Source organism: Ureibacillus chungkukjangi (assembly GCF_044795995.1).
GTDB lineage: Bacteria > Bacillota > Bacilli > Bacillales_A > Planococcaceae > Ureibacillus > Ureibacillus chungkukjangi.
Genome location: NZ_CP085009.1, coordinates 2,580,145 through 2,599,186, shown reverse-complemented (window position 1 = coordinate 2,599,186; position 19,042 = coordinate 2,580,145). Strand labels below are relative to the sequence as shown.

Sequence of the window (19,042 nt, the reverse complement as noted above, 5' to 3'; positions counted from 1 at the left end):
CGGTTTTTTTTAATCTATTTTGTAAGATGAAGTATTAAACTTGGCAACACGTACTTCTAATGCTTTACAATGAACCCGATTCAGGTAGATTTTAATTTCGCTTGCCTACTTTTCAAGAAGAAAATTCCGATAACGACTGCGACCAATGAAACTCCAAGCCCTATTAAAATGCTATTAGTAAATCCAAGAACTAGGAAGCCAATAATCGAGGCTATACTAGAAAGAACAGCGTATGGTAATTGTGTCATCATATGATCAATTGGGTGTACCGAACTACCAATAGATGCAAGAATGGTTGTATCTGATAATGGAGAACTGTGCTCTCCAAACACTGTTCCAGCTAAAACTGCTCCAATTATCGCGATTAAAAAGGTGATATCAATCGTAGCAACAATTTCAGCCCCAATTGGTATCATAATTCCTGCTGTTCCTAGGGTACTTCCAATGGAGTAAGAGATAAATGCAGCAAATACAAAGAAAATAACAGGCAACCAAGCGATCGACATATTCCCTTGAATCAAAGAAGCTAAATATTGGCCAACTCCTAATGAGGAGATAATTTGTGCGGTAACAAGTGCTAAGAATAGAATCGTTACACTCGGTAAAGTCGTTTTAATTCCAGAAAAGATTGTGGATGAAAGGTGTCCTGCAGACGTCTTCTTTATAATTAGTCTTACTAAGATAATAATATTTGCACAGATTCCTCCATATAAAAGGGAAGTAATAATATCGGTATTTTTAAGTAGCTCGATCGGTGAATTTGAACCTTCACCAGCACTGCCAATTGTTACAGCAGTAATAATAGTTACTAATATTAAAGCTAATACTGGTAAAAGAAGGTCCATCATTTTTCCATCGTTTCTTGAAGGAAGCTTTGATTCGTTAGCTCCAGGTATTTTTCCATGCTTTGTATCAAATAATATATTTTTTTCAATAGCACGCTTCTCATCACGCTGCATTTGCCCTAGATTTATGCCTGTATAAGCAACGATGATTACTAAAACAATCGTCGTGATTGTATAAAAGTTTGAAGGAATAGCAAGTAAAAACGCCTCAAGAGCTTGATATTCTGCGATGTTATTAGATTTTAATACACCATCAATAATCGATATAATGAATGCGGAGAGAGCTGAAACAGGTATTAGAAGGGCTACTGGAGCAGATGAAGAGTGAATTAAATAAGATAATTTTGAATGCGAAACGTTGTATTTATCAGTGACTGAGCGCATAACAGTTCCACGGAATAGACAGCTAAACGCATCATCAAACCATGTAAAAAATCCAAGGAATATAGTTGCCATTTGAGATTGGGCCCTTGTCTTTGCTACTTTTGTTCCCCATTGCGAGAATGCATTTATCCCACCTGAAAGATATAATAGAGAAGAAAGGATTCCTATTAGAAGAACAAAAATTAAAATCTTGCCATCACCGACTAATACTTCTACACCAATGTTAAAAATATTTGAAACACTGTCAAATACATGCCATTGATTATAAAGAAGTGCACCTAATACAATTCCTACACCTAAAGATAAAAATAACCGTTTCGTGATAATAATAAGGGCAATGGTAACAATTGGGGGAATTAGGGAGAAAATAGTACCTTCCATTTTAGACCTCCTCAATAAATTTCCAAGCTTAAAATGCAAAACAAATTATTTTTGTAAGCGTTTACGTTTTGTTGAGAAAAGAAGATCATTCGTGAATGAAGGTACTGATAAAGTGAAGTGGTGTGGATACAAGTTAACACGAATGATCTTTGATTAAGTTCTTCATAGTGAAATTTGTGTATCTAATGGTAGACTAAAACATTATGCGAGGCGATTAACTAAACTTCCTATTCCTTCAACCTCACAAACGATTTCATCACCTGCTTTCAACCAAATTTTTTCTTCTCGACCTAAGATGACACCCTCAGGAGTACCGGTAAAGAGAACATCACCAGGTTCTAATGTCATAATCTTCGATAAATCACTAATCATCTCTGCGATTGGGAAAATCATATGCTGCGTGTTTGAACTTTGTCGCAACTCTCCATTAACCCAGCATTTTAAATCAAGGTCTTGAGGATCTGCAATCTCATCGGCAGTTAAAAGATATGGTCCAATGGGTGCGAATTTATCAATTGCTTTACCAAACATCCACTGAGGACCGCGGAATTGTAGCTCTCGAGCTGATAAATCATTTCCAACCGTATAGCCAAAAACATAATCAAGTGCATCTTCTTGAGAAATATTTTTTGCTTGCTTCCCAATGACAGCGACCAATTCCACTTCGTAATCAACCTGTTCTGTTATAGAAGGGGGAACAATGTCTTCGTTGTGAGCAGCTAAACTGCTTTGATACTTAGGAAAATATATAGGAAACTCAGGAATATTCAAATTTGCTTCAGCAACATGCGCACGATAATTTGCTCCAGAACATATAATTTTTCCAGGGCAATGTATAGCAGGAGCGTATGTAATCGTCGCTTCCTCTATAACATCTTCTGCTAAGGAGAGCACTTGCTGAAGTTGATATAATCCATCATCACCTGCTGCAATAACTTCCTCTATTGTAATAGGTGCATTAATGCTGTTTTTTTCAGCAACTGTTCGTACATCAACAATCCCATTTTCTGTTACAATACCTAATCTAATACCATCTACCGATTGAAAAGAAACAAATTTCATACAAGCACCATCCTTATTAAAATTAATTATTAAGACAAATAAAAGTGTACTAAATGGAAGAGAATTATTATGGTAATAAAATATACATAGAGTCCTTTGTCGTGTTGTAATGCATTATATATTTGTAAATTGTTATTTAGAACATAGTAATAGGAATTTTTAAAAAGCTTTGAGATAAGCTTCTTTTTAGTTGAGTAAAGTGCTAAAAAGTAAACAGATCAACATACACATTCAATGAGACTAAAGCTTAATGCAGAAGGGATGACTATTTGAACAATATTGGTTTTAGAATTATACAAAATGAGAATACGTTAAACGAAGAGCTAATTGAAAGGTTTAGACCACTTGCAACTTCATTACTTAGTGATTCTATGAATCGATTGCATGCTATAGGGCACAACTTACGCCCTTACCATAAAGAGGGGAAGCTTATCGGATGTGCATTTACAGTTAAAACGCGAGTAGGTGATAATTTAATGGTACATAAGGCGATAGATATAGCTAAACCAGGAGATGTAATTGTAGTTGAGGCTAGTGGAGATTTAACGAATGCAATTATAGGTGAAATCATGGTAAGCATTGCCAGAAAAAATGGTATTGCTGGCTTTGTAATCGATGGGGCTATAAGAGACTCTGGTACCGTTAGCAAAGGAACGTTTCCAGTTTATGCAAGAGGTGTAACTCATCTTGGCCCGTATAAAGATGGACCAGGAGAAATTAACGTTCCTGTTTCAATTGACGGGATGGTCATTAATCCGGGAGATATCATAGTTGGGGATGAAGATGGGCTAGTAGCTATACCGTCACAAAATGCCGAACAAATTATTAAATTAGCACAACAGCAACAAGAGCAAGAAAAGATAGTTTTACAATCCATAGAGGACGGTTCAATTGATAGACGGTGGATTGATGAAACATTAAGGCAAAAAGGCTGTGATGGTCTATAATGAATGGTAGAAAAAATAAGTTAAAGAATATATGTGTAACAGGGCACGGGGAGTATTAATCTAATAAAGGATTAATGCTCTTTTTTGTCGAATGAATTATTAAAATAATAATTGAGGTGACTTTCATATGAAGAAAATCGTTGTAATTGAACAAATAAACTCTGTCGAAAATCATATAGATGAGCTATCAGAGCTTCTCGTTCAGGTAGTGGAGGACGGGGCATCTGTTGGCTTTTTACCGCCAATGCAAGCTTCGGATGCAAGAGCTTACTGGGAAAATCTTTTAAGCTCGGAGGTACTATTATTTATCGCTAAAATCAATAATCAAATTGTTGGTACTATCCAATTACATTTATGTACAAAGCAAAATGGTAGTCATCGAGCCGAAATTGCAAAATTAATGACCCATCCTGAGTTTCGACGTAATGGCATAGGTCGTGCCCTGATGGAAAAAGCAGAAGAATTCGCAAGAAAGCAAGGCATGACTTTAATAGTTCTTGATACGAGAGAAGGAGATCCATCTAATCTTCTTTATTCTTCAATGGACTATATTGAGGCTGGGAGAATTCCTCTTTACGCAAAGTCTTCTGATGGACAACTACATTCAACTGTTTTCTATTATAAAATCATGTCTGTATAAAATGGAACTTTTACCCAAAAATACCGTCCCTTATTAAAATTGAATCCAACGTATCAACCCTTGCATTGGTTAATTATGGTAAAATGGTGAATGGGGGGATTTGATTGATATTAAATTTGATTACAGCGTGTTTTATAGTTCTAATATTGTATCTTCTAATAGAAAAGAAGTTTAAGGGAAAGGAAAGGTTTTTAGGATATTTTATAATTGCCACATTACTTTTTGTCCTTATTCAGCATTAAAACTATCATAACGAATCCAAACCATTGCTCTATCAATTGGAGGTAAGTAGCTTGGGTGAATCGTCTATTATTTATTGGCTAGTGTGCTATTTAGCAGGAAATTTTATGACGGCATATATGATTGGAAAATGGAATAAAGTGGACTTGCGAAAGCAGCATAGTAAAAATCTAGGGGCAACAAATGCGGGGCGTGTCCTTGGACGATCGGCATTTGTATTTACCTTTTTAGGGGATGCCCTTAAAGGCGCACTTATAATTCTGTTTGGTCAATTGTTGAATTATGACGAGTGGATTTTAGCTGTCGGGATGCTTTTTGTCATTTTGGGTCACTTATATCCATTTTGGCTAAAGTTTCATGGTGGTAAAGGTGTGGCTACATTTATTGGTGCTGGTATTGCCTTAGAGCCTTTGTTATTTATTTGGATGATTCTAGGAACGTTAGTACTTTACTTATTCGAACGAAGCTTAACGGTAGCGATGCTTGGGGGATTTAGTCTTTATATAGCCTCTATCGGTTGGTCAGGAAATTTCGGTAAATATAGCGTAGTTATACTAGTCATATTTCTTATAATTTGGAAACACCGAAGTAATTTTTCTCGCAAACATAGGCCCGAATAACGGTAGAGGCTATACCGTATGGTTTAACTTTAAATAGAGGAATGGGGGTTTAATATGTATTGGTGTAAAATAGCGACAACTGAAAAGGAATTTGATGACATTGCTGCACTAAATTATGAAACCTTTATAGAAGAAATTCCACAATATAAACCAAATGATACGAGAAGGAAAGTAGACCGTTTTCATAGTGAAAATCAATACATAGTCGTATACAAAGAAACAGAAATCGTAGGAATGCTGGCTTTTCGAGATAATCGACCATTTTCTTTAGATGAGAAAATTGGAAAAGTAGAGCAATATTTGGATGAATCCGATTGTGGGAAGTTAGCTGAAATACGACTTCTAGCAGTAAGAAAGACAAATCGTACAGGACGAGTATTATTTCGTTTAATACAAGCAGTTTATGCATTTGCGTACCATCAGGGATATTCCGCTGCTGTCATATCAGGAACCACTCGTGAACAAAAATTATATAAGCAAATGGGCTTTGAAGCCTTTGCACCAGCAGTCGGATCCGAAGAGGCGAAATTTGTGCCGATGATTTTAACTAGAAGCAAATTTGAACAGGAGCTAGAAAAAAGAATTTCGAAGGGGAACCAATATACATTCTATCCTGGTCCAGTTAAACAAAACAGCACTTTATCTCATACAAATTTATCGCATCGCTCTGATGAATTTAATAATTTATTTTCGAGCATGAAAAAACAGCTTTTAGAGCTTTCTGGAGCAAATTATATAGCAACCGTTGTTGGAAGTGGAACCTTAGCGAATGACGTGATGCTGGTCCAGTTAAAAGTAAGTAGCAAGAAAAAAGGCCTAATCCTGGTCAATGGTGAGTTTGGGGAAAGATTAGCAGATCAAGCCAATAATTGGGGGCTCAATTTTGAAATGCTAGCTTCAGATTGGGGGATGGCTCATAATCTCTCAGACTTAAATCTACATTTAAAATCGGAGGCGTATGAATGGGTATTAATGGTCCATGGCGAGACGTCAACTGGAACATTAAATTCAATTGAGCCAATTCTAGAAATAACAAAACGTTATAATGTTAAGCTCTGTGTTGATTGCATCAGTTCCTTTGGCGCTCTACCCTTTTCAATGAGCGAGTTGCATTTAGCTACATCTGTTAGTGGGAAGGCAATTGGTGCAGTGAGCGGTCTTGCTTTTATCTTCTCAGAGCAGCTTGTTGAAGAAGGAAAAATGCCGTCCTATTTGAACTTAGCAAAATATCAAAAGTCGAAGCCACCATTTACTATTCCTGCTATGCTAGTGGCTAATGTATTGGAAGCGTTAAAGAATTATCCAGATCGCTATCGATTACTCGAACAAAGGTTTATGAAAATACGAGACTTAAAAATTGTCGAGAAATATGGGGTTAACACAAATCATTACCCGATGATTATAACCCTGCAACTATCAGATGAATTAATAGGTATTATAGAAGATTTGAAATTAAACGGAATTCATCTGCATGGGGATAGTGCTTATTTACGCAATCGAAATTTCGTGCAGCTCTCAACAATTCAACCCGATTTTGAGGAGGCGTTCACACAGCTTAAATGGATTGAAGGTTATTATATATCCGTTATTGAAAAAGCGAAGTTAATTTTATAGCCTGCTATGTAAGCTTCTAGGAGTTCCAGTCAGGTGTATGTAATATTAAACAATTCCTAAAAACATTAATCTTTCAGAGGATTGATGTTTTTTAGATTTCAAAACTACGGAGGAGAATTTACAGGATAACTAGAAAAAGTTATTTAGTCTAAAAATGGAGGGATACTTTTGACAGATTTGCAGGTTGTTGAGCTTGATTCGGAGCTACTTGAAGGGATTGGTAGCTATTGTCTTAGAAGTAAGAAAAAGTCGCTCGGATACATAAATAAAAGTAAATGGTTGAACGAAAGATTTGAGGATGGCTTAAGGTATGTTCAACTGATAGAAAATAAAAAGCAGGTTGGATTTATAGAATTTACGGATGCTGAAAATTCTTCTAGAGTTGTTCATGCAGATAATTATTTGGTAATCCACTGTCTTTGGGTAGGGGATACCGGTAAGGGCTATGGAGCGAAACTTATTGATCATTGTATTGGGCATGCAAAAAGTAATGGGAAGCATGGAGTTGTTGTGGTGACGAACCCTGACACTGCCTGGACTCCGAGTAAAGAAATCTTTTTAAAAAATAATTTTCAGATGATTGACACAGCACCTTTTAACTTTGAGTTACTTGTGTATCAGTTTGAAAAATGCGACGTTTTGCCGAGCTTTCCAACGAATTGGGACGAGAGAGTTGCACGCTTTGATGACTTAACAATAATTCGTTCCTTTCAGTGCCCATATGTAGAGGTAGCTACAGAAAATATACTAGCAGGGGCAACTAAATTAGGGATTGAGGCTAATATCATTGACATAGAAAATAGAGATGCGTTAATGGAGCTATCACCTACACCCTATGGAATATTTTCAGTTGTTTATAAAGGTAGCCTAATAACATTCCATCGATTAACGATTCATTCGGTGATGAAGCGTTTAAAAGAGCTTATGTAAGGAGAGCGGTTATGAAATTAATTGACCCAACGACTTTAGCGGGATGGCTTATGCCGCATACATTGGAGTGGTATAAGCAGCTAAGTGTCCTAGAAGGGAAATACGTATATCCTTGGAATTCCACACATACAGAGCCTAATGGCGAGTCGATTTTTGATAGAGAAGTAACAAATATGATTCTAGGTAAGAAAGTATTAGATGTGGGGTGTGGCCACGGAGAATTTACACTACAGTGTAGTGAAATAGCTAATGAAATCGTGGGCTTTGATGTAACTGATCGTTTTGTACAAGAAGGATCATCGAGTAAAAAATCTAATGTTACCTTTGTAAGGGGTAATAGTAAAGAGAGGCTACCTTTTAAGGAAGATGAAATTGATTGTGCCTATATAAGAAAGGGACAAACCTCTGCTTATCCAGATTTAAAAAGAGTTGTAAAAGAGAGTGGAGTTATTCTGGGACTGCATCCTGGTGACGAGTCGTCTTTGGAGCTGCCATTTCTATTTCCTAATCTTTTTCAAGTCACAAAAGATACGCCGATTTTGGATACTATTCATGAAAGAATGGTAAATAGTGAGTTTGCTTATAAGAGTTTAGAAAAAATAAATAGCATTGAATATATCAATTCACCGATAGACATTTTAAAATTGTGCTGCTTTGGTCAGCATCCCTCAATTTTAGAAATAATAAAAGAAAAAAATCTACCAGAGGTAACTAGGATTTTTGAGAAGAATGCTTCTGAAAAAGGTTTAGCCATCACATTTTCACGTTATTTGATTCGTGTGAAAGTATAATGGCCATTTGACTCATGGAGCTGCATATCAAGTTTATGGTTTTTCGGCTCTAATGATAAAGCTTGTATATGGTTCTTCGTTAATCGAGACAGAAATCTTCCATAAGCCTTCATCTTCAAAACCAAATTTAGCTGAGGCAATGCTAGAAGTAATAAGATTATAGAGTTCTATTGTTTTACCGGTATTTTGATGTGTGGCAGTAATTACAGCTTGCTCACCATAGAATTCTTTTGAAGCATCGAAAAAGTGAATGTTGTAAAGTCTGCCTTGGGTTGCAGGGAAGTCTGGTTCATTTTCTTCACCATTAAGTCGCTCTAATCCAATTTCACCTTTAACACCGTACATTTTTTTATCATCGATATAAAAAGTTGGTGACTCCTTCCAAGAATCTTCATCAGTGTCATCTGCTTTACAGCCGACTAAAAATAATACACAAACAATACACATTATCCCAATGAACCGTATCTGAATGATCATGTGTAAACTCCTTTCGTTCTTGTTATTTATATTTGATTTAAATTGGAGAAATTCCTTTAATTAGATATTCGTCAGAAGGAAGGGATATTAGGAGAAATATATCATTCTGTACTATAAAAGAAGGAGAGGATAAAATGTCAAAATCACTTTTAAAGGGGATAGAAGGCGTTTTTATTCCAGTGAAGAACCCTGAAATTTCTGCTAAATGGTATGAAGAAATACTTGGCTTCAGGTTGATTTATATTGAAGAAGAGGCTGCTGTTATGAAAATCCATGTACAAGCTCAAACGGTTGTATGTCTAGTTCGAACAAAAGATCACCAGCCGATGGAGTTTCCTAATAATGATTTCGGTGTAGGGAAGTATTATAATTTTATCTCAGATGATATCGAAGAAACATACAGATCACTAATCGAAAAGAATGTAAGGGTTAACCAAATTGGAGGGGAAGGTACCAGCAGATTTTTCACCTTTTATGATCCTGACAATAATCCACTTGGTGTTTGTCAGTAGAGTATATCCTTTAAATATAACACGATAAAAATAAAACATTTATTAAGTATTTCTTTTTGGGAGAGATGCTTATTTCTTTGCCAGAAGAAAATATTAACAATAAATTAACATCTAAAATTAATAAAATTTTATTGCGAAACGATAAAAAAGATGTTAAATTCAATAAGACAATAAATAAGTGAGGTGCTTTTTAAATGAAAAAAGGGTCAACGCTCTTTTTAAAAATCGCTGTTATTTTCATCGGACTCCCTGTACTTGCTATGGCATTGTTTTTATTGCCTCAAATAGCGGGAGAAGCAAATGAAGCAGCACAAAGAGGTTCAGATGTAGCTTATGTAGTTTATGGAATTTTACTGGTAATGTATATATCGGTAGTTCCGTTTTACTTTGCCTTATACCAATCATTTAACCTTTTAAGCTATATTGACAAGAACCAAGCTTTCTCGGATTTTTCAGTACAGGCATTAAAAAAAATAAAAATCTGTGCAATTATTATTAGTGGTCTGTATGTTCTAGCAGTACCATTAGTCTTTATTCTAGCGGAGATAGATGATGCTCCAGGACTTGGAATTATAGCATTGCTCTTTGTTTTTGCTCCACTAGTAATTGCAGTCTTTGCTGCTGTTCTCCAAAGACTTCTGCAGGAAGCTATTAATATAAAATCAGAAAATGATTTAACGGTCTGAGGTGAAAACAATGGCAATTATTATCAATATTGATGTGATGCTGGCAAAAAGGAAGATGAGTGTAACGGAATTATCTGAAAAAGTAGGAATTACAATGGCGAACCTTTCGATTCTAAAAAATGGAAAGGCTAAAGCTATTCGATTATCAACATTAGAGGCGATTTGTAAAGCATTGGAATGTCAGCCTGGTGATATTTTAGAATATAAAAGTGATGAAGCTAGTCAGGAATAAGCACTCATGACAGAAGAGAAAAAAACAGTTTATATTTTATTAACTGATACCGGTACAGTTTTAACGAAAATTATCAAATGGTATACGAATGCGCCTTATAATCATGTTTCAATTGGCTTTGACGATAAGCTTAACGAAATATATAGCTTTGGTCGAAAAAATCCAAAGAATCCACTAATTGCAGGTTTTGTGAAGGAAGACGTCTATTTTGGTACCTATCGTTATTTTGATGATACATGCTGTGTTTTGTTGAAAATTGAAGTTTCAGCAACTGAGTATTGTTCTATTCGAAAGGTAATTCAGAGCTTTAATAACCATAAGGAACGTTATTCGTATAATTTGCTGGGTCTTGTAGGTGTGGCTGTCCGCTATCCGATTAATCAAAAGAATAAATACTTTTGCTCTCAGTTTGTTGCCGAGGTCCTTGAAAATAGTGGATTGAATTTATGGGATCTTCCTGCTGCTTTAATTTCACCAAATGATTTTTTAATGCATCCACGCTTTGAATTAGTTTACGAGGGAAGCTTGTACGAGTATCCACTGCTGGATCATGGCTTATTAGCTGAATTAGTGCCTAGCTTTGACTACTATGTACTGCCAAAAAAGAAATTAACTATATAATTTTGAAGGCTGATCTCAATTTTAGAGGTCAGCTTTTTGATTTATTATAGCTGTTCGTGTCTACCCTAAGGAAAGGATTAAATATAGGGGAGGGTAAAATGAATGTTTGATTGTGTCATTATCGGAGGAGGTCCTTCAGGCTTAAATGCAGCACTCATTCTTGCAAGGGGAAGGAAAAATATCATGCTTTTTGATGATGATAACCCCAGAAATGCTGTTACGCATGAATCCCATGGGTTTATAACTAGAGATGGCGTTAAGCCTTCAGAATTTAAAAGGCAAGCGAAGGCTGATCTTATGAAATATCCAAATCTCACAATGTATAATGAGCGTGTCGTCGATTTGAAAAAAGAGACACAATGCTTTGTTATTTATACAGAAAGTAACAAAATATATGAATCGAGAAAAGTAATTTTAGCAACGGGTTTAAAGGATGTGCTCCCACCAATTGATGGAATACATAATTTCTATGGTACAAGCTTGTTTAGCTGTCCATTTTGTGATGGCTGGGAATTGAAGGATCAACCACTTGTACTAATAACTGAAAATCCAAGTGCATTCCATAAGGCAAAATTAATTTTTAATTGGAGTAGGGATCTGGTCGTTTGTACAAACGGTAAGGAAATTTTTTCAAAAGAGCAACAGGAATTATTATTGAAAAACAAAATTGAAGTATTGGAAGGGACAATATTATCTTTGGAGGGGATGAATGGAAATTTAAGTGCCATTCGATTCAAAAATGAACGTCAGCTTGAAAGAAAGGCAGGCTTTGTCACTACAAATTTAGTACAAGCATCACCATTAGCTAAGTCATTGGGCTGCATACTATCTAAAAATGGCGGGATTGAAACAGATAATTTCGGACGCACCAATATTGAAGGAGTTTATGCATGTGGGGACATATCTAAATCAACCCCTATGCAAGTAATTGTTGCAGCTGGTGAAGGAACGAAGGCGGCCATGGGAGTCATTAATGATTTGGTGAATGAAGAATTTTAAAATAGTAGGTTTTCATAGAATGTACCTTTTTCAAGGTAACGAAAAAGAGCATGGTTATTCCATGCTCTTTATAGTTTAACTATCCCAAGTTTAAGCAGGTGGGATAACCCCTTGAATAAGTAAGATAAAGAGTACAAGGCCGATAATTAATAGAAGGATGGAAGCCATAAAAATCGGACCTCTTTTAAAAATAAAGGGCTCGTTTTTTTGCATGATTCCTGTTCGAGCACTTATTTCAGCTGAGCTCATATTTGAGATGATACCGCCGCTACTAGTAAAGAAAAATATAATAACAGATAGAACAACACCTATGAAAAACATTATTTCAATCATTCTGACTGAAAATAATAGGGCAACTAGGTATGTAATGAATAATTCTATGATAAAGGCAGCTGTCATAATTAGAAAATATCTTTTTCTCAAAAAATCCCCTCCTTTTAGTTTTACTTACTATATTTACGGAATTGGATGATTATAGTTTCGAATTTTTTGAAAATACAAGACCCATACTTTAGGTCGTTTAACTAACCCCCTCATACACATTTCCTGGGCTTGTTGCATATTGTAATAAAAGTCTAGGGTGAGGGGAAGAAATACATGAATCCAGATTTGTTTCCTGCTCTTTTAGCTGGTCCAATGATACGGCGGCTCGAGTCATCGCAAGTATGTATTTGGGTGGCGACAAGTAAAGAGTACGCGATAACCGCCGAGGTGTGTGAAATTACTTCAATCGCTGAAACTGATAATTATGCCAAAATAGCTTCAGCTACTGACACAAATACAATTCAATTTGGAGAAAACCTTTTTATTCACCTAATCAAAATAACCCCCGATTCAAACAAATTTCCTACTAATCAATTAATAGGCTATAATCTTCACTTCAAAAATAAGAAAGAATACTTTGATCTAGAAAAGCTCGGTCTATTGACCAGCAACAATCCCCAAAGTATTGTCTATGATTCTTTAAAATATCCTACCTTCTTTATCCCTAAAAAAAGCTCGGAGTTATCTGCTAAATTTTTATTTGGCTCATGTCGAAAGCTACATGGTGAAGGGGAGGATATGTTAGCAAAAGGTGATCAGCTTTTAGTAGACAACAGTCGTGATATAAGCAATCGTCCAGATGCACTCTTTTTGATGGGGGATCAGATTTATGCAGATGATGTAGCAGACCCGATATTTTACCTCATTAGCCAGTTTGGTAAGGCATTAATGGGAGTAAAAGAGGATTTGGTTACAGTTGATAAACGTCTGGCGAATTATCAATCAGCCCTGCATAAAATTAATGCGAGAAAAGATATTATCAAGGACATGGCAAGCTTATCAACAAGAAAAGGATCTAATCATCTTATCGAGTTTGGAGAGTTTGCCGCAATGTATTTATTGGCTTGGAGTCCGATATTATGGGAAATAGCTAGAGAAGAAAATCTCCACGAATCCTTTGATAATGCGTTTGAGAAGGGCCATTTTCATTTGAAGCTAACAAGAGCGACCGATAAGCTTAAGAAGCTGGAAAAAACACAATTACAAAATCGATTTACCGAACAGGAAAAGCTCATTAATGGTTGCCCCACAGATACCTATAAAATTAGAAGGCTATTGGCCAATATTCCAACGTATATAATTTTTGACGACCATGATATAACAGACGATTTGAATATAAATGCCGATTGGAAAGATAAAGTGACACAATCACCATTAGGTAAACATATTGTTGCTAATGGATTATCGGCATATTTTGCATTTCAAGGATGGGGGAATGAGCCACAGATTTTCAAGGATGCTTTCATTTCAGGGGTTAAAAGGTATTTTAAAGATTTACGTGGCAGGAATACGGAGGCAAGCTATAAGGAATGGATAGCTTTGATATTGGAGCACCAGCCATGGCACTTTGTAGCACCAACCAACCCTAAAGCGGTATTTCTTGATACAAGAACATTGAGAGAATATGATGATAAGCCAAATACAACAATTATCGAACAGTTAGTTATAGAAAGGGCTTATCCACCTCAGCTAGTGAATGAAAAAGAATACAAGTTAATTACCAAGCAGCTACAGTTAAGTGGATGGGTGGAGAAAGATCCATTAATCATCATCTCACCAACGCCAGTGATAGGATTTGATTTAATCGAAAAGGCCATTCTTCAATTTCTCCCAACTATTGAAATATTAGGAGCCCATGTCCAGACAATTTTTGATGTAGAAGCATGGAGATACAATGGTAAAGGACTCACTAATTTCCTGAATCAGTTGTCAGAGTGGAATCCAAGTAACACGGTTGTGCTTTCGGGTGATGTACACTACAGTTTTTCGGCTACCGCAAATTTCACCTTTTCAGACGAGAAAGAAATAAGTGTTAAACAAATAACGGCAAGTCCTTTGAAAAATATGAGCTTTAAAAACTTTGGTACCCTCATGAAAATTACGACAGCTCTTAGGCAAGTACTCCAACAAAAAGAAATTATTTATCGTTATTGTGATTTATCATACTTGATTCAGGATGCTGATAAAAAATCCGTCCGAATGGAAGATTTTCTATGGAAAGAGCAATTACATTATGACCAAATTGAAGGCAAATCTATTATTGAAACAGACAATACGCTAGGGTTTATAACATTCTTTGAAGATACTGTTGAGAATCGGTTTATTAAATAGATTAGGAGACAGGTCAGAGGTAAAATATTGCTAGACGCTAGAGTTTAAGAATTATCTATACTGGAGATTTGGTCTTTTACGGGATCGAATCTCCAGTTTTTTTACATAGTCGCATAAAGATAGTAATATATTAATTTCACTTGTCTTATTCTAGCCATAAACATAGAGGAAACGAGAGAGAGAAGATTGAATTAATAACCATGGGGGATGAGTTATGAAAAAGAGAATAATCATTATATTAGGTGCTTTATTAGTAGTGTTGGGTGTTACATATTTTGGGGTTGGGAACTATTTTTATAATTTTGCTTTAAAGGCAAATGATGAAAAAGAGTTTATGGAGGACAATCCAAACCTTGAAGAGAGCATTGCCGTAATGGCAGCAGTATCTGAAGCAGCCGAGTTAGCAGATAATCAATTTAAAAACGAAACAGATGCTTTAACTATGTCGATTGTATCAAAGGACAGTCTGCAGCTAAACCTGAAAGCTAATTTTTATGAAAACGGAAAAAATAATCATAAATACGCAATAGCTGTTCACGGTTACACATCAAGTGCAGATGGAATGACAAGATATATTCGTAACTTTTACGAAAAAGGCTTTCATGTATTAGCTCCGGATTTAAGAGGGCATGGAGAAAGTGATGGGGAATACATTGGAATGGGCTGGCATGATCGCTTAGACATTTTGCAATGGATTGAAGAAGTGATTGAGTTAGACCCGTACGCGGAAATTGTATTGTTCGGAGTATCAATGGGTGGTGCAACGGTAATGATGACTTCTGGAGAGGACCTACCTCCTAATGTAAAAGTAATTGTAGAAGACTGTGGCTACTCATCTGTCAGTGATGTGTTTGTTTATCAGCTAGATGATTTATTTGGATTACCAGAATTCCCAGTAATGAATGCAGCCAATACGATAACGAATATTCGTGCAGGGTTTGACCTATATGAGGCTTCAGCAGTAGAACAGGTTGCAAAAAGTGTGAAACCGATTTTATTTATCCATGGAGATCAGGATACTTTTGTACCCTATGAAATGCTAGAAGAAGTTTATGCTGCGGCAGCAGTTGAAAAAGAGAAGTTAATTATCAAAGGTGCTGGTCATGGTGAAGCAGAAAAGGTAGACCCTGAAACTTATTGGCGTACAGTATGGGAGTTTGTTGGGAGATTTATTTAGTAAAGAAAAAAATCGCAGTATGGAACAGGAGAAAATAATGGACACAAATCGAAAATTAGTAGTATTCATTGCTTCAACCTTAGATGGCTATATTGCCACAAAAGAGGATTCCCTTGAATGGTTATTTAATGTAGAAGGTGAAGGGGATAACGGATACTCAGAGTTCTATGAAACTGTAGATACAGTAGTTATGGGAAAAAGAACTTACGATTGGCTGATAGACCAAAAGCTGGAGGAGTTCCCATATAAAAATAAAGAATGCTATGTATTCACAAGAACAAGCCATGAAGACACAGAAGATGTGAAATTTGTAAATGAGGATATACGCCAATTTGTTGAAAAGTTACAAAAGAAAGAAGGCAAAAGTATTTGGATAGTTGGGGGAGGAGAACTGTTATTTTACTTCATCAAGGAAAAGCTTGTAGATGAATTTATAATTACACTTGCCCCTACTATCTTGGGAGAAGGAATTCCACTATTCAAAAATGGTGATTATCAGTTAGACCTTAACTTTACAGGTATGAGAAGCTTCAACCAATTTGTTGAGCTGCGTTATGAAGTCAAAGATAAATAGCTGTCAAAAATAGAACAAGCTTTGTATTAAGGCTGCTCTTTAAAGTCAAACTCTTAGGCTTTAGAGGGTAGTCTTTTTTGTAATGAAGAACTTTTTAAAAAGTGCGAATAGAATAATATCAAATAAATATTAAAATCTATATTTTCTGAATTTTTATTTATTATAGCGATTTCTATGTAAACGCTTAATAATACTAATAATTTATACAAGACAAAACTTTATCTATTTTTAGAATATTAGTTCTTCGGTCTATTATTCTAATAACTATTTGACTATAGGTAACTAGTGGTATAAAATTTTCCGATATACATTAATTATTTTTCATTTATTACAGGAAGTTTAAAAAGATTTCTAAACAGCAGTAATTGGAAATTAATAGATGAATAGTGATTAAACTACGTAGTGTATTGAGGCACTGAATCTAAAACAATCGAGGTAGAGTAATAATGTCAATTATAATCGGGATTTTAGGATTAGTTGTAGTTCTTGGGTTAGCATACATAATGAGTAATGACAAGAAGGCTATCGACTATAAAGCAGTTGGAATTATGTTAGTTATGCAAGTTGTACTAACATTAATTATGTTCAAAACATCAATTGGGTTAACAGTAATTGAGGCAATAGGCAATGGCTTTTCTAAAGTAATTGAAATTGGCCGTGAAGGTGTTACCTTTGTAATTGGGGGCTGGGTGCCAGAAGGTAATTCAGTATTCTTTGTAAATGTTTTACTTATTATTATTTTCACTTCTATGTTGCTTTCGGTTTTAACTTACTTACGAATTTTACCTCTTATTATTAAATATTTAGGTGGATTCCTTTCTAAGATAACTGGCTTATCAAGTGTTACAACTTTCCACGCAGTTAATAATATTTTCTTTGGTCAATCAGAAGGACTTTTAGCGATTAAAACTCATATTCATAATATGAGCAACAATAAATTATTCGTTATTTCAGTTTCTTCAATGGCATCAGTTTCTGCTTCAATTATGGCTTCGTACATAACGATGTTACCTGCAAAGTATGTATTAGGTGCGATGACATTAAATGCTTTATCGGCATTAATCATAGGGATTATTATGGCACCAGAACGAAATGCTGCTAAAAATGAATCGATCGATACTGAAAACGCTTCACCAGCAAAATCTATATTTGAATCAATTTCAGTAGGTGCTTTAGATGGCGGGAAGGTAGCGTTAATTGTTGCAGCAATGTTAATCGCTTACGTTGGCTTAATGGCTGTAATCGATGCAGGCTTTAATGCAATAATTGGGTTATCATTTACTGAAATTCTAGGATATGTTTTTGCACCAATTGCATGGTTGATGGGTATCCCTGCTAGTGACATTTTAGTAGCGGGTCAAACGATGGGAACAAAATTAGCAACGAATGAGTTTGTTGCAATGCTACAATTTATCGAGCATATTCCAGATCTATCAGAAAAAACGGTTGGGATTGTTTCAGTATTCTTAATCAGCTTTGCCAACTTTAGCTCAATCGGTATTATTAGTGGGTCTATGCAAGCAATTAATGGAGAAAAAGCTGCAATAATTTCTAAGTTCGGTCTTAAAATGTTATTAGCAGCTACGATGGTATCAATGCTTACGGCAACTTTAGTTGGTATTTTTATTTAATAGTGAATCTATGGCTACAAATCTTTTTATTATTAAAGAGATTTGTAGCTTTTTTTGAAAAATCCAATCTTCCATATTTCAAAGTATCAAATTTTTCCTTCAAATTTTTTACACTTTGTCTAATGTATAGCTAATTTTGCTAGATATATAATTATGTAAGTAATCTTTACATGAAGAGTGATAAAAGTTGACTTAAATTATCTAAAAATTCAAATTTTACTTTGATTGGGGAGATTTTATGACATTAACTAAAATTGATACACCAGAAATTACGATAGACCATGTCAGTATGTCTTATCAAACTGATGCTACACAGGTTTTAGCTTTAAAGGATATTACTTTTGATATTCAAAAGGGAGAGTTCATTTCATTGCTGGGACCATCTGGATGCGGAAAAACTACGTTGCTTCGTATTATGGCAGACTTAATACAGCCAACTAGTGGTAGTGTTACAGTTTCAGGTGGAACTACAAAGGAAGCCAGATTAGCAAGGAAGTATGGCATCGTATTCCAAAGCCCTGTTTTGTACGATTGGCGAAAAGTGAAAAAGAATATCACGCTTCCTTTAGAGATGATGGGGCTAAGTAAGGAGGAACAGGAAGAACGAGCCAATACTTTGTTGGATTTAGTTGGGTTATCGAAATTTATAGAAAAATACCCATGGCAGTTGAGTGGGGGTATGCAACAACGTGTAGCTATTGCAAGAGCATTGGCAATTGAGCCAGAAATCTTATTGATGGACGAGCCGTTTTCAGCATTAGATGAATTTTCTCGAGAACGTTTAAACGAAGAACTTTTATCCATTTGGAATAAGGTAGGAAATACAGTTGTTTTTGTTACGCACAGCATTCCAGAGGCGATATTTTTATCTGATCGAGTGTTTGTTTTATCTCCACACCCTGGTCGACTCTCAAAAATAGTTGAAATTAACCTTCCAAGACCAAGAAGAGAAGAAATGAGAAATAGCCCAGAATTTTATCAATTAATCTCTGATATTCGAAATAGCTTTGAAGGAGTGTAGCCA

20 protein-coding genes are annotated in these 19,042 nt (G+C 35.5%); 16 read left to right on the top strand and 4 right to left on the bottom strand.

Annotated elements, in window-relative coordinates:
- Window positions 1-80: 80 nt before the first annotated feature.
- Both LG296_RS12910 and LG296_RS12905 read right to left on the bottom strand, forming a co-directional pair.
- The gene (locus LG296_RS12910) at window positions 81-1,610 is read right to left on the bottom strand and encodes a Na+/H+ antiporter NhaC family protein (RefSeq protein WP_404427022.1); all 1,530 of its coding nucleotides are present in this window, start codon (window positions 1,608-1,610) and stop codon (window positions 81-83) included.
- 201 nt (window positions 1,611-1,811) lie between these two features.
- Entirely contained in the window at window positions 1,812-2,672 is an 861-nt protein-coding gene (locus tag LG296_RS12905) for a fumarylacetoacetate hydrolase family protein (protein WP_251401668.1), read from the bottom strand.
- Window positions 2,673-2,941: 269 nt separating this feature from the next.
- Between LG296_RS12905 and LG296_RS12900 the strand changes: the two genes are divergently transcribed.
- The 6 genes from LG296_RS12900 to LG296_RS12875 all read left to right on the top strand — a co-directional run bounded on the left by LG296_RS12900 (window position 2,942) and on the right by LG296_RS12875 (window position 8,454).
- Window positions 2,942-3,619 carry an RraA family protein gene (locus LG296_RS12900; RefSeq protein WP_107934091.1) on the top strand — a complete coding sequence of 226 codons (678 nt, stop codon included), beginning with the start codon at window positions 2,942-2,944 and terminating at the stop codon, window positions 3,617-3,619.
- Between the two features lie 127 nt (window positions 3,620-3,746).
- Window positions 3,747-4,259 carry a GNAT family N-acetyltransferase gene (locus LG296_RS12895; RefSeq protein ID WP_251401671.1) on the top strand — a complete coding sequence of 171 codons (513 nt, stop codon included), beginning with the start codon at window positions 3,747-3,749 and terminating at the stop codon, window positions 4,257-4,259.
- Window positions 4,260-4,552: 293 nt separating this feature from the next.
- Entirely contained in the window at window positions 4,553-5,119 is a 567-nt protein-coding gene (locus LG296_RS12890) for a glycerol-3-phosphate acyltransferase (RefSeq protein ID WP_251401674.1), read from the top strand.
- 54 nt (window positions 5,120-5,173) lie between these two features.
- Complete coding sequence (locus LG296_RS12885; protein ID WP_404427021.1) at window positions 5,174-6,733, top strand: aminotransferase class V-fold PLP-dependent enzyme; 1,560 nt, start codon at window positions 5,174-5,176, stop codon at window positions 6,731-6,733.
- 168 nt (window positions 6,734-6,901) lie between these two features.
- Window positions 6,902-7,663 carry a GNAT family N-acetyltransferase gene (locus LG296_RS12880; RefSeq protein WP_251401687.1) on the top strand — a complete coding sequence of 254 codons (762 nt, stop codon included), beginning with the start codon at window positions 6,902-6,904 and terminating at the stop codon, window positions 7,661-7,663.
- Between the two features lie 11 nt (window positions 7,664-7,674).
- Window positions 7,675-8,454 (top strand): class I SAM-dependent methyltransferase, encoded by a 780-nt coding sequence (locus LG296_RS12875; RefSeq protein WP_404427020.1) that lies wholly within the window; start codon window positions 7,675-7,677, stop codon window positions 8,452-8,454.
- A gap of 33 nt (window positions 8,455-8,487) precedes the next feature.
- Here LG296_RS12875 and LG296_RS12870 read toward each other — a convergent pair whose 3' ends face one another.
- Window positions 8,488-8,931, bottom strand: coding sequence for a hypothetical protein (locus LG296_RS12870; RefSeq protein WP_404427019.1), 444 nt, complete (start codon window positions 8,929-8,931; stop codon window positions 8,488-8,490).
- Window positions 8,932-9,065: 134 nt separating this feature from the next.
- Between LG296_RS12870 and LG296_RS12865 the strand changes: the two genes are divergently transcribed.
- From LG296_RS12865 to LG296_RS12845, 5 genes are all read left to right on the top strand, one after another.
- On the top strand, window positions 9,066-9,443 hold the full coding sequence (locus LG296_RS12865) for a VOC family protein (protein ID WP_251401696.1): 378 nt from the start codon (window positions 9,066-9,068) through the stop codon (window positions 9,441-9,443).
- 194 nt (window positions 9,444-9,637) lie between these two features.
- A complete protein-coding gene (locus LG296_RS12860; protein WP_107934079.1) occupies window positions 9,638-10,129 on the top strand; it encodes a DUF2975 domain-containing protein in 492 nt (163 codons plus the stop codon).
- Window positions 10,130-10,139: 10 nt separating this feature from the next.
- The gene (locus LG296_RS12855; RefSeq protein ID WP_107934077.1) at window positions 10,140-10,361 is read left to right on the top strand and encodes a helix-turn-helix transcriptional regulator; all 222 of its coding nucleotides are present in this window, start codon (window positions 10,140-10,142) and stop codon (window positions 10,359-10,361) included.
- A gap of 6 nt (window positions 10,362-10,367) precedes the next feature.
- Entirely contained in the window at window positions 10,368-10,982 is a 615-nt protein-coding gene (locus LG296_RS12850; RefSeq protein WP_235867534.1) for a hypothetical protein, read from the top strand.
- Between the two features lie 102 nt (window positions 10,983-11,084).
- Window positions 11,085-11,981 (top strand): NAD(P)/FAD-dependent oxidoreductase, encoded by an 897-nt coding sequence (locus LG296_RS12845; RefSeq protein WP_404427018.1) that lies wholly within the window; start codon window positions 11,085-11,087, stop codon window positions 11,979-11,981.
- A 90-nt stretch (window positions 11,982-12,071) separates the two neighbouring features.
- On the opposite strand, the gene LG296_RS12840 is transcribed toward LG296_RS12845, so the two are convergent.
- Window positions 12,072-12,404: a hypothetical protein gene (locus tag LG296_RS12840; protein WP_404427017.1), complete on the bottom strand. Its 333-nt coding sequence runs from the start codon at window positions 12,402-12,404 to the stop codon at window positions 12,072-12,074.
- 174 nt (window positions 12,405-12,578) lie between these two features.
- Between LG296_RS12840 and LG296_RS12835 the strand changes: the two genes are divergently transcribed.
- The 5 genes from LG296_RS12835 (at window position 12,579) to LG296_RS12815 (ending at window position 19,039) form a co-directional block, all read left to right on the top strand.
- A complete protein-coding gene (locus tag LG296_RS12835; RefSeq protein WP_404427016.1) occupies window positions 12,579-14,636 on the top strand; it encodes a hypothetical protein in 2,058 nt (685 codons plus the stop codon).
- A 214-nt stretch (window positions 14,637-14,850) separates the two neighbouring features.
- Window positions 14,851-15,813, top strand: coding sequence for an alpha/beta hydrolase (locus LG296_RS12830; protein ID WP_404427015.1), 963 nt, complete (start codon window positions 14,851-14,853; stop codon window positions 15,811-15,813).
- Between the two features lie 19 nt (window positions 15,814-15,832).
- Window positions 15,833-16,387: a dihydrofolate reductase family protein gene (locus LG296_RS12825; protein WP_404427014.1), complete on the top strand. Its 555-nt coding sequence runs from the start codon at window positions 15,833-15,835 to the stop codon at window positions 16,385-16,387.
- A gap of 446 nt (window positions 16,388-16,833) precedes the next feature.
- The gene (locus LG296_RS12820) at window positions 16,834-18,018 is read left to right on the top strand and encodes a NupC/NupG family nucleoside CNT transporter (protein ID WP_251401299.1); all 1,185 of its coding nucleotides are present in this window, start codon (window positions 16,834-16,836) and stop codon (window positions 18,016-18,018) included.
- 238 nt (window positions 18,019-18,256) lie between these two features.
- Window positions 18,257-19,039, top strand: a complete 783-nt coding sequence (locus tag LG296_RS12815; RefSeq protein WP_404427013.1) for an ABC transporter ATP-binding protein — start codon at window positions 18,257-18,259, stop codon at window positions 19,037-19,039.
- The last annotated feature ends 3 nt before the right edge of the window (window positions 19,040-19,042 follow it).